Annotated in this window: 20 protein-coding genes; 6 read left to right on the top strand and 14 right to left on the bottom strand. The window is 69.1% G+C overall.

The features are described from left to right. Positions 1 to 4 precede the first annotated feature (4 nt). Positions 5 to 400, bottom strand: a complete 396-nt coding sequence (locus tag ABZU53_RS22345; RefSeq protein WP_355067248.1) for a hypothetical protein — start codon at positions 398 to 400, stop codon at positions 5 to 7. Positions 401 to 643: 243 nt separating this feature from the next. Here ABZU53_RS22345 and ABZU53_RS22340 point away from each other — a divergent pair, with 243 nt between their 5' ends. Together ABZU53_RS22340 and ABZU53_RS22335 are read left to right on the top strand one after the other, a co-directional pair. Further along, positions 644 to 1735: a winged helix DNA-binding domain-containing protein gene (locus ABZU53_RS22340; protein ID WP_355067247.1), complete on the top strand. Its 1092-nt coding sequence runs from the start codon at positions 644 to 646 to the stop codon at positions 1733 to 1735. A 150-nt stretch (positions 1736 to 1885) separates the two neighbouring features. Then, positions 1886 to 2572: a DUF4396 domain-containing protein gene (locus ABZU53_RS22335; protein WP_355067246.1), complete on the top strand. Its 687-nt coding sequence runs from the start codon at positions 1886 to 1888 to the stop codon at positions 2570 to 2572. Between the two features lie 80 nt (positions 2573 to 2652). Here the strand turns inward: ABZU53_RS22335 and ABZU53_RS22330 are convergent, their stop codons facing one another. Continuing rightward, positions 2653 to 3567, bottom strand: a complete 915-nt coding sequence (locus ABZU53_RS22330) for an SDR family NAD(P)-dependent oxidoreductase (protein ID WP_355067245.1) — start codon at positions 3565 to 3567, stop codon at positions 2653 to 2655. Between the two features lie 100 nt (positions 3568 to 3667). Between ABZU53_RS22330 and ABZU53_RS22325 the strand changes: the two genes are divergently transcribed. Both ABZU53_RS22325 and ABZU53_RS22320 read left to right on the top strand, forming a co-directional pair. Further along, complete coding sequence (locus ABZU53_RS22325; protein WP_355067244.1) at positions 3668 to 4333, top strand: TetR family transcriptional regulator; 666 nt, start codon at positions 3668 to 3670, stop codon at positions 4331 to 4333. 84 nt (positions 4334 to 4417) lie between these two features. Then, a complete protein-coding gene (locus tag ABZU53_RS22320) occupies positions 4418 to 5302 on the top strand; it encodes a S41 family peptidase (protein WP_355067243.1) in 885 nt (294 codons plus the stop codon). Between the two features lie 80 nt (positions 5303 to 5382). Here ABZU53_RS22320 and ABZU53_RS22315 read toward each other — a convergent pair whose 3' ends face one another. Then, complete coding sequence (locus ABZU53_RS22315; RefSeq protein ID WP_355067242.1) at positions 5383 to 6384, bottom strand: hypothetical protein; 1002 nt, start codon at positions 6382 to 6384, stop codon at positions 5383 to 5385. Between the two features lie 618 nt (positions 6385 to 7002). Between ABZU53_RS22315 and ABZU53_RS22310 the strand changes: the two genes are divergently transcribed. Beyond that, a complete protein-coding gene (locus ABZU53_RS22310) occupies positions 7003 to 8040 on the top strand; it encodes an acyl-CoA desaturase (protein ID WP_355067241.1) in 1038 nt (345 codons plus the stop codon). Between the two features lie 83 nt (positions 8041 to 8123). On the opposite strand, the gene ABZU53_RS22305 is transcribed toward ABZU53_RS22310, so the two are convergent. From ABZU53_RS22305 to glgX, 11 genes are all read right to left on the bottom strand, one after another. Further along, on the bottom strand, positions 8124 to 8495 hold the full coding sequence (locus ABZU53_RS22305) for a hypothetical protein (protein ID WP_354860735.1): 372 nt from the start codon (positions 8493 to 8495) through the stop codon (positions 8124 to 8126). A 21-nt stretch (positions 8496 to 8516) separates the two neighbouring features. Continuing rightward, on the bottom strand, positions 8517 to 10082 hold the full coding sequence (locus tag ABZU53_RS22300) for an IPT/TIG domain-containing protein (RefSeq protein WP_355067240.1): 1566 nt from the start codon (positions 10080 to 10082) through the stop codon (positions 8517 to 8519). Between the two features lie 451 nt (positions 10083 to 10533). Next, a complete protein-coding gene (locus ABZU53_RS22295) occupies positions 10534 to 11679 on the bottom strand; it encodes a helix-turn-helix domain-containing protein (RefSeq protein ID WP_355067239.1) in 1146 nt (381 codons plus the stop codon). Positions 11680 to 11942: 263 nt separating this feature from the next. Next, positions 11943 to 13085, bottom strand: coding sequence for a helix-turn-helix transcriptional regulator (locus tag ABZU53_RS22290; RefSeq protein ID WP_355067238.1), 1143 nt, complete (start codon positions 13083 to 13085; stop codon positions 11943 to 11945). Positions 13086 to 13223: 138 nt separating this feature from the next. Next, positions 13224 to 13670, bottom strand: coding sequence for a hypothetical protein (locus tag ABZU53_RS22285; protein WP_355067237.1), 447 nt, complete (start codon positions 13668 to 13670; stop codon positions 13224 to 13226). Between the two features lie 188 nt (positions 13671 to 13858). Beyond that, positions 13859 to 14299, bottom strand: a complete 441-nt coding sequence (locus tag ABZU53_RS22280) for a hypothetical protein (protein ID WP_355067236.1) — start codon at positions 14297 to 14299, stop codon at positions 13859 to 13861. 332 nt (positions 14300 to 14631) lie between these two features. Beyond that, a complete protein-coding gene (locus ABZU53_RS22275) occupies positions 14632 to 16947 on the bottom strand; it encodes a hypothetical protein (protein WP_355067235.1) in 2316 nt (771 codons plus the stop codon). A 590-nt stretch (positions 16948 to 17537) separates the two neighbouring features. Further along, positions 17538 to 18080, bottom strand: coding sequence for a hypothetical protein (locus ABZU53_RS22270; RefSeq protein WP_355067234.1), 543 nt, complete (start codon positions 18078 to 18080; stop codon positions 17538 to 17540). 236 nt (positions 18081 to 18316) lie between these two features. Next, positions 18317 to 20041: a malto-oligosyltrehalose trehalohydrolase gene (gene treZ, locus ABZU53_RS22265; RefSeq protein WP_355067233.1), complete on the bottom strand. Its 1725-nt coding sequence runs from the start codon at positions 20039 to 20041 to the stop codon at positions 18317 to 18319. Further along, the gene (gene treY, locus ABZU53_RS22260) at positions 20041 to 22344 is read right to left on the bottom strand and encodes a malto-oligosyltrehalose synthase (protein WP_355067232.1); all 2304 of its coding nucleotides are present in this window, start codon (positions 22342 to 22344) and stop codon (positions 20041 to 20043) included. Before treY ends, treZ begins: the two co-directional genes overlap by 1 nt. Before the next feature lies 1 nt (position 22345). Beyond that, complete coding sequence (gene glgX, locus ABZU53_RS22255) at positions 22346 to 24463, bottom strand: glycogen debranching protein GlgX (protein WP_355067231.1); 2118 nt, start codon at positions 24461 to 24463, stop codon at positions 22346 to 22348. Between the two features lie 334 nt (positions 24464 to 24797). Here glgX and ABZU53_RS22250 point away from each other — a divergent pair. Continuing rightward, positions 24798 to 25066 (top strand): glycogen/starch synthase (locus ABZU53_RS22250; protein WP_354860718.1); only part of this gene is annotated, 269 nt, incomplete at its 3' end.

Genomic DNA, 25066 nt, shown 5'->3' with positions numbered 1-25066 from the left:
TGCCTCAGTTGAAGGTGATGTGCTGGGTGCTGTAGCTGCCGAGTTGGACGCCCTTCGCCCCGCGCAGGTCGACCTGCCCGATCTCGGTGCGCACCCCGGTCGCCTCGGCCCTCGCCAGTAGCTCCCGCGCGAGGCTGAGGATCTGCTCGTCGCGGTCGACGCCCGCGCGGGTGAGATCGTCGGCGAGGTGTACCTGCCAGACGCCCGAGTCGGTGCCCCCGGCCTCGAACGCTCGCAGCGCCTCCTGGCCCTCGCCGGTCAGCCGGCGACGCACCAGGCCCCGGAAGCTCTCGGCGGCATCGCGGACCGCGGCGCTTGTCGCGTCGGCCACGCCTGTCGACGCGCCGAGCGCCAGGGCGGCGAGAAGCAGTTCCACACCGTCCACGGGTACCTCCGTCATTGCTGCCATCAGCGTTCCCCTATTGCACCATCCGGGCGCCGCGTGCGGACACCCGCGTGGGCTCCCCGTCGGGACCGGCGGAAGCGACGGCGACCGTCCACGCAGGTGAGGTCGGCGTGCAGGGCGAGCGCGGCCGACGTGTCCGGATCACGACACGCCCAGGTGGAGTGAGCCGCGGCGGTTCCGGCACGGGCGCTGCACGCCTGGGCCCACCGCACGAGCCGCCGTGGCTAGGGTGCAGACATGGTTGATCGGCGCCAGGTGATGAACTTCCGCGTCCGGGCTCAGCAGCTCGACCGGGACGAGGGCACGCTCGCCGACACCGCCGTCCTCGACGTCGGGGTGCAGAACACCGGTCCGGACGGGGCCCGGTGGGCCCTCGCTGTCCGTGGGGTCGACGTGACCGCGATGTCCGACGCGGACGTGGTCCTGCTGTGGACGGTGCGAGGCGCCCCGCACCTCTACCGCCGAGCCGACGTGGGCCACGTGGTGGCCGCTGTCGAACCGTTCTCCGATGCCGACGCGGGCAAGCGCATCTACGACGCCGCCAAGCCGTTGAAGGCCGCCGGCATCGACAACCTCGCCGCCCTCGACGAGGTGGCCGCGCGCATGCGGACCATCGTCACCACGCCGACGGTCAAGGGAGACGTCTCCGGCCGCCTGGCCACGGTGCTACCCGAGCCGTACCTGCGGTTCTGCCGGGTCTGCGACGCCACACACCTCTACGAGATGCCGTTCCGGCTCGCCGCCGCGCGTGCCGGCCTGGAGCTGCAACTCGACACCTCGCCTCCGATCCTGCGCCGCATCACCGGGTTCACGAGGGCCGCCGCCCCGGTCGACCGGTTCGACCTGGTCCGCGCATACCTTCGCCTGCTCGGCCCGGCCACCCCGAAACAGGTGGCCGGCTATCTCGACGCCCCCGTGAAGGACGTGAAGGCGCGCTGGCCCGACGACGTGGTCGAGGTGACGGTCGACGGCGAGGCGCGGTGGCTGCTGGCCGCCGACGAGGAGGCGCTGGAGTCGGCCGACGCCACCACAACCCGCCTCCTCGGCCCGTTCGACCTGTTCCTCCAGGCCAGGGACCGGGCGACGCTGGTGCCCGACCCCGCTTACGCCAAGGAGTTGTGGCCGGTGCTGGGTCGGCCCGGCGCCGTCCTGGTCGACGGCGACCTGGTGGGCACCTGGCGACCCCGTAAGTCCGGCAGGACGCTCACGATCGCGGTCCAACCCTGGCAGAGACTGTCGGCCGGCACGCGCGACGCCATCACCACACAGGCCGAACACCTCGCCGCGCACCGCGACGTGTCGCTCGCCAGCGTCGACTTCGCCAGCTAGCGGCCAGCACGACGAACGGCCGATCGGCCGGTACGGACGAGTACGCCGTGAAAGACTGTGGGGCGTCCTCGGCCGTCGACACCAGTCAGCGAGCCCCCTCCCCCATCGGCCGCGGCAGGCACCGGCGCCCGGCGCGTGGAAGGGGCGAGGATGCAGCCGACCTGGCTCCTGGCGCTCTCCTGGGCCTCGCTCGCGGTCGGCGTCGTCAGCTTCGCGATCGTCCTCGCCGACACCTATCTCTACGGGCACCGTCAGCCGGTCAAGGTCATGGAGATCGTCTGGCTGGTAACCGTCCTCTACGTCGGTCCGGCAGCCGTTTGCCTCTACTGGAAATGGGGCAGGCCCGAGGCGCTCTCGCCACGACGGCGGGACGATCAACCTCGACGGCCCCACCGGGGCATCATCCTGACCCAGGTGTCCCGTTGTGGCGCGCACTGCGCTCTCGGCTTCATCGTCGCCGAGGTCGCCCTGTACGCCGTCAGATTCGACCCGGCCCAGAACGGGCTGTGGATCGCTTACGCCGGCGACTATCTGGCGGCGGTGACGATCGCCGTTCTCTTTCGGCTCTTCGAGGGGCCTCCTCGCAGCGTCGGACGGATCTGGCGCGCGCTGACCACAGTCGTGAAGCTCGAACTGCTGACCATCACCGCGTTCGAGGTGGCGCTGTTCGCGTGGCTGACGCTGGCGCATCACATGGTCTTTCCGGAGCCACCCCTGCGACCCGACAGCCCGACATTCTGGTTCGCCGGCCAGATCGGGCTGATCGCTGGCTTCATCACGGCCTGGCCCGCCGCCTCCTGGCAGGTCGGCCGAGGGATGAGCGTCGCGCCCCGCTGACGTCGCCAGACCTCACGCTTACGGTCGCGGCGGGACCCGTCCGGGCCTCGCCGCGACCGGTCACCTGCCTCGTGGCACGGTCACGCCGCGAAGGCCGCCTGGCCGACCGGGAACCGCACGCCGGTGAGGTCTTCCGAGACGGCCCAGAGGCGTTGTTGCACGGTCAGGTCGTAGGACTCGGGGCTGGAGGTGACCAGCTCCGGGTGGCCGCGCACCTCGCCCAGGCCGTCGGGGCCGTAGTACTGCCCGCCGAGGACGGACGGGTCGGTGGCGGCCCGCAGGGTGGGCAACGCGCCGGCCGTCGCGGGCTGGGTGATCACCGGGGCGAGCCAGGTGATCGGTGCGCGGACGACCGCCGGGGAGTTGCGGACCAGTTCGGTGTTGGAGACGCCGGGGTGTGCGGCCACCGCGACCGTGGTGCCGTGCGGGGCGAGCCGGCGCTGCAACTCGTAGGTGAACATCAGGTTGGCGAGCTTGGACTGGCCGTAGGCGGCGACCCGGCCGTACGAGCGCTCCCACTGCAGGTCGTCGAAGTGGATGGCGGCGCGGATGCGGTGGCCGACGCTGCTGACCGTGACCACCCGGGAGCCGGGCACGGGCAGCAGCAGGTCGAGCAGCAGCCCGGTGAGCGCGAAGTGGCCCAGGTGGTTGGTGCCGAACTGCATCTCGAAGCCGTCGCGGGTGGTCTGCTTCGGGGTGTACATCACGCCTGCGTTGTTGATCAGGAGGTCGATCCGCGGGTGGGCGGCGCGCAGGTCGGCCGCGGCCGCGCGCACGGAGTCCAGCGAGGTCAGATCCAGTTCCTGTACGGAGACGTCGCCGTTCATCCGGGCGGCGGCCCGCTTGCCCTTCTCGGTGTCGCGTACGGCCAGCACGACCGACGCCCCGCGCTCGGCGAGCAGCCGGGCGGTCTCGAAGCCCAGCCCGGTGTTGGCCCCGGTGACCACGGCCACCCGGCCGTCCTGGCGCGGAATCTGCTGCTCGGTCCAGTTCATCTCAGGCTCCCAATGTACCGCCGGTAAGTTATGCCTGAACGGTAAAGTACCGCCGGTACACTGTCAAGAGACCGGCGGTACCTAAGTTAGGGTTGGCGACATGACGTTCCAGCGGGCGCGCAGCGAGGAGCAGCGCGCGGTCCGGCGCCAGGCGATCCTGGAAACGACCTCGGCGATGCTCGACGAGATGCCGGTGGCCGAGGTGACCCTGAACGAGCTGAGCCGGCGGGTGGGCCTGGCCAAGACGGCCGTGCTGCGCTATTTCGAGTCCCGCGAAGCGGTGCTGCTCGACCTGCTGGATGACCGGACGACGACCTGGCTGGCCGAGCTGGAGCAGGAGCTGGGCCAGGGCGTCGACCCGAGCGGGTCCGCGCTGGAACGGGCCGAGCAGGCGGCGGACGTGCTCAGCCGGTCGCTCGCCGCCCAGACGGTGCTCTGTGATCTCTTCGGTGCGCAGGGCGGGGTGCTCGAACACAACGTCTCGGTCGAGGCGGTCCGCCGGCACAAGCGCGCCTCACTGGCCAACCTCGCGGTGATGGCCGACCTCATCCGGCGGCACCTGCCCGAGGTCGGCGACCGGGCCGAGCTGTTCTGCCTGAACGCCTTGCTGATGGCTGGCGCGCTGTCCGCCTACACCTCGCCGCCGCCGAGCCTGCTCGCCGTGTACGAGTCCGAGCCGGCGCTCGCGGTCCACCACATCGACCTGCGGACAGCCCTGCGGCTCGCCATCATCACGTCGCTCGTGGGCATGCTGCCGCGCTCCTAGTCCGACGCGGCTCGGAAGCTCGGCACCCGGGGCTGCGCGGAATTCGATGGTCACGAGGCTGCTCACGGTCTACCGTGGCCCGCCGTGCTCACAAACGAACAGATAATCGAACAGGCCCTGGATCGGATCGAGGCAGGGTACGTCTTTCCTGCGAAGGTCGCGGACATCGACGCCGCGATCCGGCGCCGCCTCAAGGCCGGCGAGTACGACGACCTGGACGGGCCGGCGCTCTGCGAGACGGTGACCGCTCACCTTCAGCAGGTGTGCCCGGACAAGCATCTGCGGCTGCTCTGGGCCGACCAGCCGCAGTCGCTCGATCCGGCGGACGAGGACGGGGGCCGGGCCGCGTTCCTCGCGCTGCTCAGGGCGGAGAACCAGGGGATCCGCCGGGTCGAGCAGGTGGACGGTAACGTCGGGCTGATCGACGTGCGGCGCATCGCGTACGCCGACGAAGGTGCCGCTGCGATCGGCGCGGCCATGCAACTGGTCGCCCTCAGCTCCGCGCTCATCCTGGACCTGCGCGCGTGCTCCGGCGGAGCACCGGAGGGAGCCGCGATGTGGTGCAGCTACTTCTTCCGCGACGATCAGGTGCACCTCAACGACTTCTACGAGCGGTCCACCGGCGCCACTCGCCAGTTCTGGACTGCCGCGCACCTTCCCGCGCCGCGCTACGCGGACCGCCCGGTCTCTGTGCTCACCAGCGCGATGACGTTCTCCGGGGGCGAGGACGTGGCGTACACCCTCCAGGCGCACGGTCGGGCCGTCGTCGTCGGTGAGACGACCCGCGGCGGCGCGCATCCGACGGCCCGCCACCCGGTCACCGAACACATCCTGGTGACCGTGCCGACCGCCCGGACCATCAACAGCGTCACCGGCACCAACTGGGAAGGCGTCGGAGTGGTCCCCGACGTACCCGTCCCGGCCGACCAGGCACTCGACACGGCACTCAAGGCCATCTCGGGCGCATAGGCGCGCGCGGCGGGACTCTCTCCGGGTCCCGCCGCGGTTCCGTGCTCCCGGCCGGTTGGGTGCCGACCGGGAACACCGCGTCAGGCGGTTGTCAGTCCTCGGGTCGCCAGCTCGCTGAGCGACGCGTCGCCGTTACCGCCGAGCGCCGCCCGAGCCACCGCCGGTTTGCGCAGCTCGAACACCTCGACGAGGATCGTCGGCGCCTCGGACCGGCGGCGGATCCCGTCGATCTCCTGCCGGTCAGGGTTGAACGGCAACGTCTGCCACTGATTCGCGGTCTCCTGCCAGCCGGACGAGATGGCCGCGGCCAGGCCGTCGAGCAGGCTCTCGTAGTTCTCCCGGCTGATCGCGCGACCCAGCCCGTACCGCTCGCGCAGGGCCAGAATCTTGGGCGGAGCCTCTCCGGAGTAGCTGTTGTTGATTCCGAGCCACCAGTGGGCGAAGTACGTGCCCTGGTAACCCTGGGCCAGGTAGCGCGACCCGTCGTGGTGCACCTCGATGATGAAGTTGTGCACCTGCGGGAACTGGCAGTCGAGCAGCAGGACGGTCTGGGCGTTGGCGGGCTGGACGAGCAGCGCCTGCTTGAGCGCGTCGCCCTTCCCCTTCCCGTAGGTTTGGCCGGACAGGCGGACGGGCTCGCCGCCCTTGTCGCGCAACTGCTCGCGAATCTGAAACGCGGCCATTCCACAGTTCGCCCACCTGCGGCTCTCGTCGCGCAACGTGATCTGCCGGTCGTCGGTCCGCCCCGTGCTCACCACCGCCGCGTTGAGCTTCGCCAGGTCGTCGCCGCCGACAGCCTCGTCACGCTGCCGTTGGCTGTCGTCGGTGGCAAGGGCCATGTCGTTCCGCGCGTTGCTGGTCGCGGCGGTGATGGCTTCGGCCCAGGTCCCGAAGCTTCGGTGCGGCAGCAGCTTGCTCGCCGACCAGTTCACCAACGCCCCGACCACCTCGCCCGTGAGGTCCCTGGGCAGCAGCGGTTTGATCCGGGTCAGGATGTCGTGGCACGCCTTCTCGTCGGTCTCCAGGTTGGGAATTTGACCGTTCGGTGGGTAGGTGTCCCGCTCCTCCGCGATGATCAGCATCCGAACCTCCACTGTCCGCTGTCTACGACCGCCCCCACGGCGAGCCGGGTTCCAGATTGGACCCTCCGTGAGCGGACGAACACACAACGTCGGACTTCCGTCCCCGATCGCGACTTCGTCGCTCAGTCCGCGACGAGGCGTACCCGGTGGATCTGAGGTCCGGGTGAGGGCGGTGCGATCAGCGGGTGTGGCGGACGAGCGTCGCCAGTCGCGCCACGCCGGCCGGCGCCGGCTGCGCGCGGGGGACAACGGCGATCACGGTACGCGCCAGAGGCCGGCACCGAACCTCGGCCGGCGCGACAACTGTCCGCCTCGACGAGGGCCCGAGCCGCCCCACGCACGTCACCGAAGCTGGTGCGGTGCTGATTGTCGGACTCGACGGACGAAGCCCCCAGCCAATCGGCAGACTTACACGAGGGCGGGTATTGCTCGCGTATCAGTCATCGTGAGCTGCCGATTTACTCGTGCGAAGGCGCGGCTGTGAGGAAGACTGGGGCCGTCAGCGGCGGTTTGCTTGTTCGATCCCGTCGGACCACCGATGAAGTTGCGCGAACGCCTGGTCATGGCTGACAGCGAAGCCGGCGAGCTGATCGGCGTGGCTGACAAGGAGCGGCGACGTTGAGTGATACGGATCTTGGCGCCCGCAGCGACCGGGGCAGTGAGTACGCCGACCTTTCCCGCGTGGTCCGAAACGCGGGTCTCCTCGACCGACGAGCCCGCCGCTACGCGGCGCGGGTGACGGTGATGCTGGGTTGTCTCGTAGTGCTGGGCGTGCTGTTCGTGCGGCTCGGGTCGTCGTGGTGGCAGACGGCTACCGCGGCCGGTGTCGCGGTGCTCCTCGCGCAGCTGGCGTTTCTCGGTCACGACGCCGGGCATCGGCAGATCTTCCGCTCCCGCCGGGCGAACGACGTGGTCGGCCTGGTGTGCGCCAACGTGGTGACCGGGATCAGTTACGGGTGGTGGGTTGACAAGCACAACCGCCACCATGCGCATCCGAACACCGAGGGCCGCGACCCCGACCTCGTGGTGACTCCGCTGTCCTTCACCCCGGTTCAGGCTGCGGCGCAGCGGGGCCTGCGGGCGCTGTTCGTCCGACACCAGGCGGTGCTGTTCTTTCCTCTGCTGCTGGTGGAGGGTCTGCATTTGCACGCCGCCAGCGTCCGGGCGCTCGTCCGCGGCGGCGGGCTCAGGCGCCGGCGCACGGAGGCCGGCCTGCTCGTCCTGCATTTCGCCGGTTACCTCGGGGCCGTGTTCCTGGTCCTGAGCGTTCCGCAGGCGATCGTGTTCATCCTGATCAACCAGGCCCTCTTCGGGCTCTACCTGGGCAGTTCCTTCGCCCCGAACCACAAGGGCATGCCCATCCTGACCGAGGCCGACAACCTCGACTACCTACGCCGACAGGTCCTCACCTCCCGCAACGTGCGCGGCGGCCCGTTCCTGGACGCACTACTCGGTGGGCTCAACTACCAGATCGAACATCACCTCTTCCCCAGCATGCCCCGACCCAACCTCCGCCACGCCCAGCCGCTGATCCGTCAGTTCTGCGCGGAACACGAGATCGCCTACCACGAAACCACCCTCATTCAGTCCTGGGCACAAGGGCTGGCACACCTACGGGCAATGGGGGCCGGATCGACCCGACCTGGCAACCGCTGAGACTGGTTCCGCCAGCTACCCCCTGGTCGCTCGGCTGCTGCGGCCGGCCAGGGGAACCGGTCGGGGCGGTGCGCTCAGGCTGATCAGCGGGTGAGGCCGACCAGCGTCGCCAGTCGCGCCACGCCGGCCGGCGCCGGCTGCGCGCGGGCAACATCGGCGATGAGAGTACGCGCCAACGGCCGGCACCGAACCTCAGCCGGCGCGACACTGTCCGCGTCGACCAGCGCGCGTGCCGCCCCCCGCAGGTCACCCATCTCCAGGTACACCCGCGCGGCATCCACCAGGTACGCGCCCCGGTACTCGGCCGGCAGCCGCCGCCACGCCTCCCGCCGCACCACAGTCGAGTGCCGTCGTACCGCCTCGTCGGCGTCACCCCGCTCCGCCGCCAGCAGCACCCGCGCCAGGTCGACGACGATCGGACCGAAGGTGGTGCGGTGCTGATCGTGCCCCGGCATCTGCGCCGGGGCACGGCCGGGTCAGACGTTCTGCCTGCGGTGGCGGGTCATCAGGAGCAGCACTGCACCGGTGAGCAGCATGGTGAGGCCGGCCGCTACGGGCATGCCGAGTGAGGCGCCGGTGACCGGCAGGATTGCCTCGTAGTGGAACGCGACCTCTTTCGACGTACCACCCGGCGTGGTCACCCGGATCTCGGCCTGGCCCGCCGCGCACGGCGGCGTGCGGAACGTCAACGAGCGGCCGTTCGCTGCGACGGTGACCTCACTCGCGGCGATCGTCCGTCCGCAGATACCGAGCGTGGTCTGGCCCGGGACGAACCCGCTGCCCCGGACGGTCACGACGGTGCCGCCCGCGGTGCTGCCATTGTCCGGGGAGAGCGAATCGATCCTCGGTGCGACCGCGACCGCGCGGTAGGTGAACGTGCCGGCGTTCGCGGTACCGCCCGGGAAGACCAACTCGACGGTCGCTGGACCCGCCGGGTTCGGCGGGGTCACCACCGTGATCGTGGTGCCGGCCGGGTTGACGGTGAAGCCGGTGCCGGCCACCCCGGCGAAGGTCACCCCGGTCGCCCCGGTGAACCCGGAACCCGTGATTGTCACCGTCGTACCGCCGGCGGGCGGCCCCTCGCCCGGCGTCAGACCGGTTACCTCGGCGCCGGTGCCGTCGGCCAGATAGGTGTACGGCAACGCGGGCGTCGAGCCACCGGCCGTGGTGACCACCACCGCCGCCGGGCCCACCGTTCCCGGCGGTGTCACGGCCGTCAACGACGTACCGTCGGCGGTCACGACCACGTTGGTGGCCGCCACTCCGTCGAACGTCACCGCCGTGGCATTCGGCACGAAGCCGGTGCCGGTGATCGTCACCGGTTGACCACCCGCTTGTGGGCCGGAATTCGGCGAGATCGCCGACGCCGTCGGCGGCACCGCCGGCGGGCTCTGACAGGAGGCCTCCGCGAGGATCACCTGCCCGAGCGAGAACTGCACCGGTTCAGCGCCATTGAGCCCGGAGACGGAGAGCAGCGCGCGCACGTTGATCGCGACCGAGTTGTTCGGCGTGCCGGTGAGCTGACGGTCGACGACGGCGCGCAAGGTGGCGTTGGTCAGACCGGTGACGGTGACGTTCGCGGTGAACTCCTGGGCCGTGTCACGGACGCTGATCGGCTGACCGAAGACCGCGATATCCTCGCCGGTGGCTCCGGCGCTGGTGTTGCCGGCGCTGCACTGGACGGTCACCCCCAACTGGGAGACGTCCAGCACCTCGACGCCGAGGACGCTCAGCGTGAAGTTGGCGAGCTGGGACGAGGCGGACGACGTGGTCGGCCCGCGGGTGGCGGTGACCTCCGCGACCGTGCCGGTGGCGACCACGTTCTCCGGATCGGAGAGGGTGATGTCCACCGACGTCTCCTCGTCCGTACCGCCGCCGGGTGGGGCGGTCACGCTTCCGAAGGTGCCCTGGGCCTGGACCGACTCGTCGCCGGGGTCTCCGACCAGGTCGAGCACCGCGCCCCGCGCAGCGGCGTCGCCCGGGGCCGCGAGCGCCGGCGGCGCCAGCCCCAGACCGGCCGCGCCAGCCACCAGTAACCCCACCGATACCACCGACAGTCGTCGCCGGACAGATTCCATCGCTTTCCCCGTTCAGCTCAAGCAGGTGCCGGTGCGCGGAACCTGGATCCACGCCACTCAAAGGCGAAACGAGACAGAGCGCGGCGCGCAATGGGTGGAACCACCGAAAGCGCATGAACGACTACACTCCGTCACCGAAATCCCGGCGAAGTCGTCCGCAGCTGGATGATGTGATGCCAGGGCCAGCGGACCCGCGTGACCCGTCCCGGCTTGAGCCGGACGCTCCCGAAGTGCTCCCCGGTGTGTAGCCATCCGGCCCCGCCGTGGGTCTGATCTGGTTGATCAAGCCCCGGGCGGGGCCGGATGTCTCTGCGTGCTGCTGGCGACTGCCGTCAGGCTCCGGCGATCGGCGTGGCCGCCTTCACGCACCGCCGGCGAGGCCGGCGCGGGCAAGGTGGTGGCCGAGCGCCGGCCGTCAACGGGTCAGGCCGACCAGCGTCGCCAGTCGCGCCACGCCGGCCGGCGCCGGCTGCGCACGGGCAACATCGGCGATCACGGTACGCGCCAGAGGCCGGCACCGGACCTCGGCCGGTGCGACGCTGTCCGCGTCCACCAGGGCGCGTGCGGCGCCGCGCAGGTCGCCAACCTGGAGGTACGCCCGCGCGACATCAACCAGGTACGCGCCCCGATACTCGGCCGGCAACCGCCGCCACGCCTCCCGCCGCACGATCGCCGGATGCCGCCGCATCGCCTCGGCGGCGTCACCCCGCGAGGCCGCCACCACCACCCGCGCCACCTCGACGACGATCGGCCCGAAGCTGGTGCGGTGCTGATCGTCGTACCCCCGAAGGTTGGCGGCGACCCCCGCGGCCCGGTCGGTCAGCTCGTCGGCGCGGCGGTGCTCGCCGCAGCCGGCGGCGGCGAGGGCGGCTTGGAGCAGCAGCGTCCCACCCACGGCCCACTCCCCCGCCGACCGCTGCGGCCGGACGCGGTTCGCGGCGGCGAACGTCGCGGCCAGGGCGAGGCGGTCGCGGCCCGACGCGCGCAGCGCCTGCCCTACCGCGATGGCCGCCGTCGCCGCGAGGGTGGGGTCGTCGCCGGCGGCGGCCATCGCCCGATCGGCTGCCAACCAGGCGAGGTCGGCCTCGCCGAGCTTCACCAGCAGAGACGCGGTGATCCGGTACGCCTGCACCAGCAGCTCCGCCGACCGCGCGCCCTGGGCGGCGTCGAGCAGGCCCGGCAACAGGCGCACCAACTGCCCGTAGTGGGCGTGCTGGTAGGTCAACCAGGCGTGCCCGACCTGCCGTCGCAGCTCGTCCGTCTGCGGTGGAGCCTGCGGGATGTCATAGCGGGCGAGGGCGGCCCGGATGTCGTCCACCCCGTCCGGCGTGCCGGCGGGGGTGCTCCGCGGCTGGCCGAGCAGCGCCTCCGGCTCGACGCGCAGGACGTGGGCCAGTTCCTGGATCACCGAGTACCGGTCCAGGGGGCGGACGCCCCGCTCGATCTTGTCGACCCAGCTCTTCGACCTGCGCAGCCGGTCGGCGAGCATCTGCTGGGTCATCTGCCGCCGCACCCGCCAGCTCGCCACCCGTCGGCCGATCGGGATGTCATCGCTGGTCACGCCGCCACCGTCGGTCCGGGACCGCGCGGGTCGTGTCCTCCACGGGTACGCGCTCCGCCTCGGCCTGCGCCAGGAGGCGCTGCTTGGCAGCCTCCCGTTCGGCAGCCTCAGCCTGTTCACCCTTGCTCGATTGCTCGTCGCCGTGCACGCCCACCTCCGCGACATAGTCGGCGCGGCGTCGGTCCCGGGACAGTCACCCAACGCCGTCACCCACCGTCATCGTCGATGCGGCAATCGGTGCTGTACCAGGCGAAACGCGTCCGTTACGGCGTAGCGGACAGACGAAGGTGGTGGACCGTCTCGGCCACTTCACGGGCGAGTTCCCGGGAGGCTGCGGCAAGGGCGATGGCGTCCGCTGCCGCGAGGGTTTCGCGAGCCGCCGCCGCGTCCCCTGCCTGCGCCTGCGCGACGGCGAGGTGCACCAGGTTGCGGCCGTGCCACTCCGCGCCGCTGGCTTCCTCGCTCACACCTGCGACGCCGGCCGTCAGCAGCTCCAACGCGCGGTCGTTGGCGCGATTGTCGGTAACACCGAGATACCGCAGAACGCTCCCCTGTTGCACGGCGAAGAACGATGGTGTGTACCAGTAGCCCCACGGCGACAGCGGTTCCTCGGCCGCCTGAGCCTGGAGGTCCGACGCCTCCGACAGGCGGGTGAGTACGTCGGCGCTGGCCGCTCCGGCCATGGCCAGCCCTCTGGCCTCCTGGCCTGCGCAGTAGGCGCGAAGGGCCGCGTTCACCGTCTGGTCCCGGCGTGCCTCCCGGGACAGCTCGATCATGGCCGGGAGGTCGTGCCGCAACTCCGCCTGGTGTCCCTGGAAGGACAGGACTGTCGCGATCAGATCCGTGTTACCGGCCTCGGTGGCCCAGTGCAGGGCCCTCGCGTTCCAAATCGTGGCCGCCCGCTCCTCACCACGGGCAGTGCACAGCCAGCCCGCGAACTGCGCCCACTGTGCCGCGACGTCGACAAGACACGGCCGTACACCGGAGGGCGCGTGTCTCAACAGGCTTGTCACGGTTTCGAGATGAGCGCGGACCGACCCCATGATCGGCCCGGAACCGATGGCATCCTCCAACCGACGGTAGCCAGCGAGAAGCCCTGCGAACGCCACTGTGGTGGCCCGGTCGACCCGCTGCGGGTGTGCCGTCGCGTACGCCAAGCGGCCGTCGCCCTCGGGTGCGTCGATGACGAGTCCCGCCAGGGCACCGCGCGCCGTCAGCGCCTCGTCGAGCCGAGCCGCCACGTCGACAGTCGGCTTCGTCTGTCCGGCCTCCAACTGGTGAATCAGGCTCTTGCCGTAGTTGACGGCGGTGGCGAGCTGCCGGAGGGACAGGCTCCGCGCATCGCGAAGTCGCCGCAGCTCACTGGCGAAACGAGGGTCAACGATTGTGGTTGCACGTGGGGGCACCGCTTCACTCCTACCTTGCGGCGGCGGCGATGATTACGGGCAGTCCTCCGTCATCGACCGTACTCCCCGCCTGTCCGAGACTGGCAGGACGCGCTCACGTCCCGCAAGGGACGGTAGGACGGATGGATGGTGTCGCGATTACCGGCAGTTATGGGGCGAGATCGACGCCGATGCTACCGGCGAGCAGGCGCAGGTCGTCGGGGAGGGCGCGACGCTGGGCGCGCTGGCCAGGGTCACCACGGCATGGCGGGCGAGCGGGTTGATGGCGAACGGGATCGGCGCGGCCCGCTCGGCCTGCACGAATGCGGCGAGCACTTTGGCATCCCGCCGACCACCCTCGGCGAGTGCGCGTCCGATATCGGGCCAGTAAGACAATTGGCGATTCGACGCCATGAGCACCTGCGGCCGGATCGTCTTGGACAGCTCGATCACCTTGCCGGACTCGCCCTGTTCCACTGCGATGGACATCTTCCAGAGCCCGACGTTGGTTGGCCCGAAGCAGCACTCGTTGAAGCCACCACCGTCGGCGGGATCTCCCAGGCTCTCGGCCTCGCGCGTGGCCTCCGCGAGGTGATCGCGGGCCACGTTGGGACGTCCGTCCACGGTCGAGGCCCAGCGCAGCCATGAGGTGAAGCTGGCCGAGAATCTGGCGCACCCGGATGTCGGAGACGTCTGAGCAGCCAAGTGCGTGAGCCTGTGATGACGATCTGTCGTCGGGTCCCTGGGTGTTTCGCGCCGGACCTCAGCCGCTTCACCTCCGCTCGACTTCCAAATTACAGATGCGGCTGCTCGCCAGCAGGGATTCGATCCGAGGACGGCACGGCAAGAGGTCCGGGCATTTCTTCCGCGAGGTCACCCTGCCCATACTCGACAAACACCTTGCCCAGCTGATCGACTAGTCGATCGCGTCGACTATCGGGCAGCCTCTCGATAAATCGGTGGAGTAGCTGAGCAATAGTAATCCAACGATCCCCATTGCTCCACAGGTTCACCTGCTGCACGATCTCTTCAAGCACCGCCGCTTGCGCCTGGGGATTTGCCTGGTCTGGATGCTCGAGAAGCCAGTAGAGGCGGGCTGCGGCGGGATCGCGAAGCGCCTCTTCACGCATGAATCGCATCCGGGCTCGCAATCGCTCTTGGTGCAGCGCATCGATGCCTTGATCCTGCCGCGCCCGTTCAAGTCGACGCGCGGCCTCTAGCGTCTCCTCGTCCACTAGCAACCTGGTCTGAGCACGGTGCACCCGAACTCCATCAGTAGAGCACGGCAACCTGGTTACCAAGGCAAGGTTGATTTCGTGCTCGGCCACCGCCACCCGGAGCACACTCACGTGAGCCGCAGCCTCTTGGACAATGCGACCTACATGCCGGGCTGCCAATAGGTTAGACACACCGGCCGCCCGGGAAGCGTCCTCGACCGACCAGTCCAGGCGTATCTCTGCGGTGAACGCTAGATGATCATCGGCGCTGGGAAGGCGATCATGAAACCGATAGGTCCACACGGCTGCAGGCTCAGACTGCGCACCAGCTTGCCTCCGCAGGAGCCGGTTCATGCTCGTCTCTCGTCAGCGGGATGCGGACCGTACGGCAGCAGCGCACGGGACCCATCGTGAAGCAGTAGGTCAGTAAGGGCGTGCCTAAGTCCAACTCGGTCGGCAGCTTGGTCATCAGCCGGCTGCCAGTCATAAAGCAGGTCGAGGATCTGGTGTTGAAGGCCGGAACCGTCGTCGCCCGGCTCCGAAACTGCCCGCCTGAAGACGTAGAAGATGGTGCTTTTTACTTCTGGATGAACCAAGCAGGCGTCGAACCAGAGCCGGCCAGCAGCAGCGGCCTCCGTCCGAGCTGCCGGAGACTGGAGGATTGAGCGCCATCCGCAGGCCAAGTCCGCGAGCCATAGACCGGAGTCGACGTCAGGCCAGTCCGCTAGTGGTGTTTCGATACCAGCGCCAGGAGATATTAGCGCAGGCAACGCCTTATCGTCCTCGCTCGGAAGCTCAGCCAATGCGCCGAACGCTCGCCGGCCCGCCGCCCGCCGGGCCTCGTCGTTGGCGGTGCACCATTTCAGGATTTCGTTCATCAGTGCGCTATTCAGTGATTGCTCAAGCCAAAGCGTTTGCACCGCCTTGCGGACAATCTCAGCCACCCGAGGATCGCGGGACCCAGCAACGTGGCCAAGACGAACCAATGCCTTGCCCGGATATGCCCGCCCGAAGTCCCCGGCGCAAACGGCACTGACCGCCTCCAGTAGAGCTAGATCCGGACGTTTGGCCCAGTTGAGCAGAAGGTTATGTGTTTCACGACCGATCAGCGGGTCGAAGCAGGCGCGGGTAAGTCCGTCGACAGCAGCAGGCCAGAGATCCGTCTGTCCGTGCCACGAAACAACAATCTCCTCCAAGTAGTCCGGACGTCTCTGGCGAGTGGCCCAGCGAAGTGCGAATGAAGCCATCCGCACCGCTCGAGAAGTGCGGTCGGTGGTCGACGAACCAGGGGAGAGTTTTTGAATCTCTCTGGTGGCCGTCAGCGGTGCCTGTGCGATCCACGACAGGAACGCTTGGCGGCTCAAAGGCCGGTCGATCCAGAAGTAGTGCAAAACTGCATCGTCCCACCCCGGCCGGGCAAATTCGAGGCTGTCATCGTTACCTGAGAGGTCAGCCTCGATCGCATCAGCAAGCTGGATAATACCTGGCCCCTGCTGACCCTTTGGCGGCACTTCGTCGCCGAGCTGCCGTGCGAGAGTAGCAGTCGCGGCATAAACCTCGCCCACTGGGGCCTCCCGCAGCGTAGCCGCAGCCAGTAAGAAATTTCGCTCGAAACTTGTCCTACCTGGCTTTCGATGCCATTCCAGTAACTGCCTGCGCCAACTTTTCCGGGCGGCTACGACGCTCGATACCCGCCGATAGAACTCCTCTTCCTCGTCTGCTAGTGCAATCGAGGGACTGTTTCCATCGACCGCCGGCTCAAGCGCCGGCAACTTCGCCTTGGCCGCGTGCGCCGCCTTGGCAATGAGCCCGACGATTTCCATGGCACCCCGAGGTGTTTCGCGCTCAAGGAGGTCGGCAATGTCCTGGTGCCCGACCCAGCGGTCGACAGATAGATCGGGAGTTGAGATACGCAGCCAAGCTGCGGCAATGTCCCGGGCCGCCGCCGGACTTACTTCGACCGGGCGTACCGGCGCTCCATGTCCCACCTGATCCCACTGCTCCTCGGTCGTTATCACGACCAGGTGAGAGGCCGTCTGCCGAAGAAGGCCACGCACTCCGTGGAGCGTCAAACCGAAATCCGAAGATACCGCGAATTCTGCGTCGTCCGCGGGCAACTCCAGCAGGTAACCGCACCGCTGATTATGAGGAACACGTCGCAAAGAGAACTTTCTAGCACCGCCGTAACTCAATGTGCTGACGGTGACACCGGCCACCGCTTTCAGATGTGCCAGTAGCGCAAGCCCGGTAATCGTCCGGCCACTGCCGGGCCGGCCAGTCAGGACAACCACGGAGCCCGGATCGATAAGGGTACCCAAAAGATCCTCGTACTCCTTGGAATCAGAACCCACGCGGACCTTTGGTGGCTGGAACACCGAACGGATCGTCTTTAATAGGTCATCGTGCAGCGGCTGCTGCTCGAGCATCCGCTCGAACTTGGCTGTAATCTGCAGTCCAATTACTGTCCCAGCGTTGTGTTCGACATCGACCGCAACGTCGAGGCCTTGTACCAGCCGCCTTAACCGCTCGATGTCCGGCCGTTCCGGCCAGTCGACGGGTGGGATTTCGGCGCCCTCAATCTCCGCTGAATTCTCGCGACGCCGTCCGCCTCCAATGCTCGATGCGCCATTCGGCTCATCCGGATTCGTCTCGCTCTCCTGGCTCATCTCATTGGCGAGACCCGCATCGCCGTAACGAGACTCCTTAACGGCCTCCGGCTTATTTGTGTGCGTGTCTCGCGAGTGGTCCATCGGAGGCGGTAGCGACGGCCTCGTGACGGGCACGGAGTCGGCGACGGGGGTGGGCTCCCCACCCCACCATGAGGCCGAAGTAGTCGCGCCATCAGTGCCGGCAGTTGAATCACGATCGTTAACGCTGTCCCGCCTTGACTCGGCAGGAACATCGGTTCCGAGGACAGGCGTCGATTGAGCCACAACCATGGGGGAGTCCGACAGGTAGGAGAGGTCCTCCTCTCGACTTGCTATCGGTTCGGTGACGCCGTCTTCAAACGGCGCCTCTTGGACGACCTCCGGCCCACGCCCATCATCTAGGCGAAGCCCTTCGTCCTTGGCTGATTCATGTCGGAACGGAACGCCAGGGAAAATGGATCGCCAAGGGGACGGCCTACTTCGATCCGAGGGCTGCGCTTGCGATTCCTCGTCCGGATTCATGGCAAACTCCCAGCTTCGTCGCCTTACATCAGACCCGCCGTCGATCCTTGTAGTTCGCGCTGCGGGAAAGCACGGGGAGTCGGAAATTAGCCAAGGGTGTCGAAGCGTGCGCCTACCACGGTGGAATCCGAATGCACTGTTCCTACGTTCTGCGAGACCTCGGCCCGAGCCCGCTCGCCCAGCGCCCCGGCGTCAAGACCGATCAATTCACCTGATACGTCGTCGACTGATTGATTGATCCGAACGCCCGTGGTCGGGCGGTCTTCGAGGTGGAACGTGAGGCGCTGGCCGTAGATCGTTTCTAGCGTTGCGCGCAGCCGGCCTAATATAATGCGCAGCTGTGGATCTTGGCCGTCGAGTTCAGAGAGGCCGGTGTACTGCTCCAGAAGGCTATTCAGCAGACTCAACTCCTCCGCCTTCTCAGCTAGCAGGCTGTCATCCACATTCAAGGGACCCATACGGCCGGCCAACACGGGTGGAGTTCGAAGCGCCTCTGCTACCGGCAGGGGTCGGCCCTCGCGCTGGGCGCGCCGGCGCTCTAGTAGCGCCTGAAGCTCATCGTAAAGGAAATTGAAGCCCTGAGTCAGGGCAGCACCGGCCAACACCGGAAATGCAAGCGGATCATCCACCGATCAGTCTCCCGTTAGTCAGCATGGCCCCGCGTTCTCGTCGTGACCCCGACGGAGACCCCTCATCAGATGATCGGCGCACTCGGCGTGCTGTCCCGAATGATTGTCGGGTATGCGATAGAAGATCCACCAGGTGGACATGATTCAGCGAGGTTTCGGGATGGCAAGGCCGCTGGCCAGACGTCACGAGTTCATACGTGTCTCACCAGCTCGACGGCATAGGTTCTGACCACACCTTAGAGCGCTACGATCGCCGCAGTCTCCGCCGGGAGCTCGATCCGGTCCCGCATCACTGTGACCCCCTCGCCGGTAGCCAACAAGACCCGGCGAGCCACCCCCGGCAACGACACCCCCTGCCCCCGCCCAGCGAAGTTGGCGACCACCAACGTCTCCCCCCGCCGCATCAGCAGGTACTGGTCCCCGTGCTGCACCGACACCTCGTGCATCCGAGGATCCGACAGGTCAGCCACCGACCGCCGCAGCCCGATCAACCGCTGGTAAAAAGCCAACATCTCCCGATGCTCAGGCTTGTCCAGCTCGGCCCAGTCCAACCGCGACCGTACGAACGTCTCCGGGTCCTGCGGATCCGGCACCTCCGCCTCGGCCCACCCGTGCGCGGCGAACTCCCGCCGCCGCCCCAGAGCCACGGCGGTAGCCAGCTCCGGCTCGGGGTGCGAGGTGAAGAACTGCCACGGCGTAGAGGCCGCCCACTCCTCCCCCATGAACAGCATCGGAGTGAACGGCGCGGTCAGCAGCAACGTGGCGCCGACCCGCAGCAGCGCGGGCGAGAGAGAAGCCGAGATCCGATCCCCGGTGGCCCGGTTCCCGATCTGGTCGTGGTTCTGGAGGTAGGCGACCAGCCGATGACCGGGGATGCGCGAGTCGAGCGCCCGCCCGTGGTGACGGTTGCGGAAGCTGGACCAGGTCCCGGCGTGGAAGAACCCGCCGGTCAGCACGTCCGACAGCGTCTCCAGGGAGCCGAAGTCGCCGTAGTACCCCTGCCGCTCCCCCGTCAGCAACGTGTGCAGCGCGTGGTGGGCGTCGTCGTTCCACTGGGCGTGCAGCCCGAACCCGCCAGCCTCCCGAGGGGTGATGAGCCGTGGATCGTTGAGGTCGGATTCGGCGATCAGCGACAGCGGCCGGCCCAGGTGCGTCGACAGCGACTCGACCTCGATGGCCAGCTCTTCGAGCAGCGGGATCGCGCGGGTGTCGGGCAGGGCGTGCACGGCGTCCAGGCGTAGGCCGTCGACGTGGTAGTCGCGGAGCCACATGAGGACGCTGTCGATGATGTAGCGACGTACCTCGTCGGAGTGCGGGCCGTCCAGGTTGACCGAGCGGCCCCACGTGTTGCTCTGCTCGGCGAGGTAGGGCCCGAACCGCGGCGCGTAGGCCCCGGAGGGCCCGAAATGGTTGTAGACGACGTCGAGGATCACCCCCAACCCGCGAGCGTGGGCGGCGTCGACGAACCGTTTCAGGCCGTCGGGGCCGCCGTAGGGCTGGTGCGGGGCGAACCAGCAGACGCCGTCGTACCCCCAGTTGTATTCGCCGTTGAAGGCGTTGACCGGGAGCAGTTCGATCAGGTCGACACCGAGGTTCACGAGGTGGTCGAGGCGGTCGATGGCCGCGTCGAAGGTGCCTTCCGGGGTGAAGGTGCCGATGTGCAGCTCGTAGAGGATGCTGCCGGGCAGTTGCCGGCCCGTCCACGCGCTGTCGGACCACTCGAAGGCGGAGTGGTCGTAGCGGCGGCTCGGCCCGTGCACCCCCGCAGGCTGCCACGGCGAGCGGGGGTCGGGCAGTGGGGTTTCGTCGTCGTTCAGCAGAAAGGAGTAGTCGAGGCCGGCGTCGGGCACCTCGACCTGCCACCAGCCGTCGGCGGCGGCGCGCATCTCGTGGTCGGTGTCGCCGGCCAGGCGCAGCCGCACCCGCGTGGCGTCCGGCGCCCAGACGGAAAACTCGGTCATCAAACGGCCTCCTCGGCAGCGGGGAGAGGAGCCAGCAGAGCGACGGGATAGTCGGCCAGAAGATTGTCCAGCGACGTCTCCCCGCCACTGTAGACCCGGCCGGTGAACAGGTCCTTCACCTCGTTAACACCAAGCGACAGGGCTGTGTCGCGCCAGCCGCCGGCGCGCGCCAGACCCAACGGCAGGCGGGTCGCCACGGCGATCGCGCCGCCCCGGTCGAACGCCACCACGTGCCGACCGGCCGGCCCGTGCGCCGGCACCGGCCGGTAGCCGGTGAACAGCTCCGGGTGCGCCCGCCGCAACCGCAGCGTCCGCGACACCACGAGCAGCTTCGCCGCGCCGTCGGTGTCGACCGGGGGACGCCAGCCGCCGTCGAGCCGCGCCAGCATCTCCCGGCGTACGTCGAAGTCGACCGGCCGGCGATTGTCCGGGTCGACGAGGGAGTTGTCCCACAGTTCGGTGCCCTGGTAGGTGTCCGGCACACCGGGCATGGTGATCTGGATCAGCTTCTGCCCGAGCGAGTTGCACCAGCCGGCCGGGGTGATGGCGGCGGCGAGTTCGGTCAGCTCGTCGTGCAGGCTCGGGTCGTCGTACATCCGGTCGATGACCGCGTGCATGGCCTGCTCGAAGGCCGGGTCCGGGTCCGCCCAACTGGTCGAGGCCGCGGCCTCCCGGGCGGCCTTCTCGGCGTACGCGTGCAGCCGCTCCCGCTCGATCGGCCACGCGCCGACGGCGGTCTGCCAGAGCAGGTGGGCGAACGACGGGTCGGGCAGAGGCGCGTACTCCATCCAGGTTTGGACCTGTTCGGCCCAGCGGTCCGGCAGCTCGCTGAGCACGGCGAGGCGGGCGCGGACGTCCTCGCCGCGCTTCGTGTCGTGGGTGGAGAGAGTGGTCATGCTCGCGGGCCAGCGGACCTGCCGGGCGGCGGCGAAGCGGTGGAACTCCGCCGGTGGCACGCCGAAGTGGGCGGGGCTGCCGCCGACCTCGTTGAGCGCCAGAAACCGGGTCCAGCGGTAGAACGCGGTGTCCTCCACGCCCTTGGCCATCACCGCGCCGGTGAGCTGCGGGAAACGCATCGCCAGCTCGTCGTCGGGGTCGCGCAGTCGGCGGGTGACCGCGTCCAGGGCGCCGGTCAGGTCGGGGCGGCGGCGGCCGGCCTCGGAGCGGGCGGCGGCGAGGTAGCGGGCGCCGTGTGGTGGGTAGCCGCGGTAGACCGGAAAGGCAGCGGCCAGCTCGGCGAGCGCGGCGCGGGCCTGCTCGGTCGGCACCTCGGGGGCGAGCGCGGCCAGCCGGGTCAGCTCGGCGGCGAGCAGCGTGGTGGCGGCGGCCAGCTTCGTGGTGTGGGTCAGGTCCTGCCACGAGGTGTGGTGCCCGGCGAGGCGGGTGTCCAGCGCCGTGAAGTCGCCCTCGGCGTCGGGGTCGACGAACAGGCCGTTGACCGCGGCAAGGGCGTCGTAGCCGGTGGTGCCGTCCACCGGCCAGTCCGGCAGCTCCTCGCCGTACTCCAGGATCTTCTCCACCACGAGCCAGGCCGCCGGCGCGGCCTCGCGCAGCCGGGCGAGGTAGCCGGCGGGGTCGCGCAGGCCGTCCGGGTGGTCGACGCGGATGCCGTCGACCTCCCCCGCGGCGGCCCAGCGCAGGATCAGCTCGTGGGTGGCGGCGAACACCGCCGGGTCCTCCACGCGCAGGCCCGCCAGGCCCGCGATGGCGAAGAACCGGCGGTACGTCAGCTCGGCGTCCCCGCGTCGCCAGGAGATCAGCTCGTAGTGCTGCCGGTCGTGCACCTCGGTCGCGCTGCCGTCGCCGGTGCCGTCGGCGACCGGAAAGCGGTGCTCGTGGTAGCGCAGCTCGCCGTCGACGAGCTTGAGGTCGTCCAGGGCGGCCGGGTCGTCGGCCAGCACCGGCAGCAGCAGCCGGCCCCGGTCCCAGTCGATGTCGAACCAGTCGGCGTACGACGAGTCGCGCCCCCGGCGCAGCACGTCCCACCAGGCCGGGTTGGCCGGCGGCACGGCGACCCCGGCGTGATTGGGCACGATGTCGACGACCAGGCCGAGCCGCTTCTCGCGCAGTGCCCGCAGCAGCCGCTGCCGGGCGGCCTCACCGCCCAGCTCCGGGTTGACCGTGCGGTGGTCGACCACGTCGTAGCCGTGTGCGGAACCGGGCGTCGCGGCCAGCAGGGGGGCGCTGTAGAGGTGGCTGACGCCCAGGTCGGCGAGGTAGTCGAGGATGCCGGCGGTGGCGTCCAAGTCGTAGCCGGGACGGACCTGGACGCGGTAGGTGGCCTGCGGAGGGGTGGCGGCCATGTCAGATCGTCCTTTCCAGCACCACCAGGGAGCGGTCCGGCACCCGGATGGTGCCGCCCGCGCTGATCACCGTGGCGTCGTCGGGCTCGGGTTCGGCAGTGCTGATCACCCGTTCCCACTTCTGGCCGTACTCACTGCCGGGCATCGTGAAGTCCAGCGGCGCGTCGTGGGCGTTGAAGCAGAGCAGGAACGAGGCGTCGTGGTGTTTCTGGCCGTACTGGCCGCGCTCGCGGATGCCCTCACCGTTGACGAACAGCGCCACCGAGCGGCCGAAGTCGTTGCCCCAGTCCTCGCCGGTCATCTCCCGCCCGTCGGGGGTGTGCCAGGCCAGGTCGGGCAGCGGCTCGTCGGTGCCGCGCCCACCCACCGGCAGACCGGTGAAGAACCGGCGGCGGCGGAACACCTGGTGCCGCTTGCGGAACTCGGTGAGCGTACGGACGAAGTCCAGCAGCTGTTCGTCGACGTTGTCCCAGTCGATCCAGGCCAGCTCGCTGTCCTGGCAGTAGGCGTTGTTGTTGCCGTGCTGGGTGCGGCCCAGCTCGTCGCCGTGGCCGATCATCGGCACGCCCTGCGAGAGCATCAGGGTGGCCAGGAAGTTGCGCCGCTGCTTGGCCCGCAGGGCGAGCACCCCGTCGTCGTCGGTGTCGCCCTCCACGCCGCAGTTCCAGGACCGGTTGTGGCTCTCGCCGTCCCGGTTCTCCTCGCCGTTGGCCTCGTTGTGCTTGTCGTTGTACGACACCAGGTCGGTGAGCGTGAACCCGTCGTGGACGGTGACGAAGTTGATGCTGTGGAACGGGCGGCGGCCGTCGTCCTGGTAGAGGTCGGCCGAGCCGGAGATCCGCGACGCGAACTCGGCGAGGGTGGCCGGCTCGCCGCGCCAGAAGTCCCGCACCGTGTCGCGGTACTTGCCGTTCCACTCGGTCCACAGCGGCGGGAAGTTGCCCACCTGGTAGCCGCCGGGGCCGACGTCCCACGGCTCGGCGATCAGCTTGACCTGGCTGACCACCGGGTCCTGCTGGACCACCTCGAAGAAGGTCGAGAGCCGGTCCACCTCGTAGAACTCGCGGGCCAGGGTGGCCGCCAGGTCGAACCGGAAGCCGTCGACGTGCATCTCGGTCACCCAGTACCGCAGCGAATCCATGATCAGTTGCAGCGAGTGCGGGCTGCGGACGTTGAGGCTGTTGCCGGTGCCCGTGTAGTCGACGAAGTAGCGCCGGTCCTCCTCGCTGAGCCGGTAGTAGCTGGGCGCGTCCACGCCCTTGAAGCTCAGCGTCGGCCCGAGGTGGTTGCCCTCGGCGGTGTGGTTGTAGACCACGTCGAGGATGACCTCGATGCCCGCCGCGTGCAGCGCCTTGACCATGCCCCGGAACTCCTGCACCTGCTGCCCGAGGTGGCCCAGCGCCGAGTAGCCGTGGTGCGGGGCGAAGAAGCCGATCGTGTTGTAACCCCAGTAGTTGCGCAGGCCCAGGTCGACGAGGCGGTGGTCGTGCACGAACTCGTGCACCGGCATCAGCTCGATCGCCGTCACCCCGAGCCGGGTCAGGTGCTCGATCATCGGTGGGGAGGCGATGCCCGCGTACGTGCCGCGCAGCTCCTCCGGGATGTCCGGGTGGCGCATGGTCAGCCCGCGCACGTGCGCCTCGTAGATCACCGAGTGGTGGTACGGCGTACGCGGCGGCTTGTCGTTGCCCCAGTCGAAGTACGGGTTGACCACCACCGACTTCGGCATGAACGGCGCCGAGTCGCTCTCGTTCATCCGCTCCGGGTCGGCCATGTCGTAGTCGTACACCGCCGGGTCCCACGTCACGTCACCGTCGATGGCCTTGGCGTACGGGTCGAGCAGCAGCTTGTGCGGGTTGCAACGCAGCCCGTTCGCCGGGTCGTACGGCCCGTACACCCGGTAGCCGTAGCGCTGCCCCGGCTCGATGCCCGGCAGGTACGCGTGCCAGACGTAGGCGTCCACCTCGCGCAGCTCGACGCGGCGCTCGGCGCCGGTGTCCCACTCGTCGAAGAGGCAGAGTTCGATCCGCTCGGCCACCTCGGAGAAGATGGCGAAGTTGGTGCCCATCCCGTCGTAGGTGGCGCCCAGGGGATACCGCTCGCCCGGCCAGACCTGCATGTCGCTCCTTCAGACCATGGTCATGTGCGCACCGCGCCACGAGCGCGCCGACGACAGCCCGCCCGCGCGCACGCCGGTATTGCCCTGCCCCCCGGTGCGCCAATCCATCCTTTCAGGCGATGACCGGAATCCACCTGTCTGATGCGCGCTACACCCTCAGGTGTCCTCCGTCACCATGGACGCTTTCAAGGTGCGTTCCGGGGCCCGATGCCCTTTGCTTGTCGGGGGGCACGCGTCCGCGCGCGACCTCACTCGGCCCTCGGCCACCCTTTCCACCTCTCACTCCGCCGCCACTGACGCCGGCGCGCACCACCATGCATGGACGGAGATTGATGTGACGACCCTGCGGGTCGATGAGCAGCTCGCTGCCACCAAGGACCGGGCCCACCGGCCCACCCTGACCTTTCGGCCGCAGCTTCCCGCGCAGCCCGGCCCGTCCGCGCAGCCCGGCGCGATCGTGCCCGCGCATGCCGGTCCCGGGGTGCCGCCGCAGACCCGTCGCATCCTCATGCTGTCGTGGGAGTACCCGCCGGTGCTCGTCGGCGGCCTCGGCCGACACGTGCACGCCCTCTCCGTCGCCCTCGCCGCCGCCGGCCACGACGT

Origin of the sequence: Micromonospora sp. NPDC005194, assembly GCF_040608335.1 — a bacterium.
Lineage (GTDB): Bacteria > Actinomycetota > Actinomycetes > Mycobacteriales > Micromonosporaceae > Micromonospora.
The sequence above is the reverse complement of the archived record's forward strand: the minus strand, read 5'-3'. Positions and strand labels throughout refer to the sequence as shown.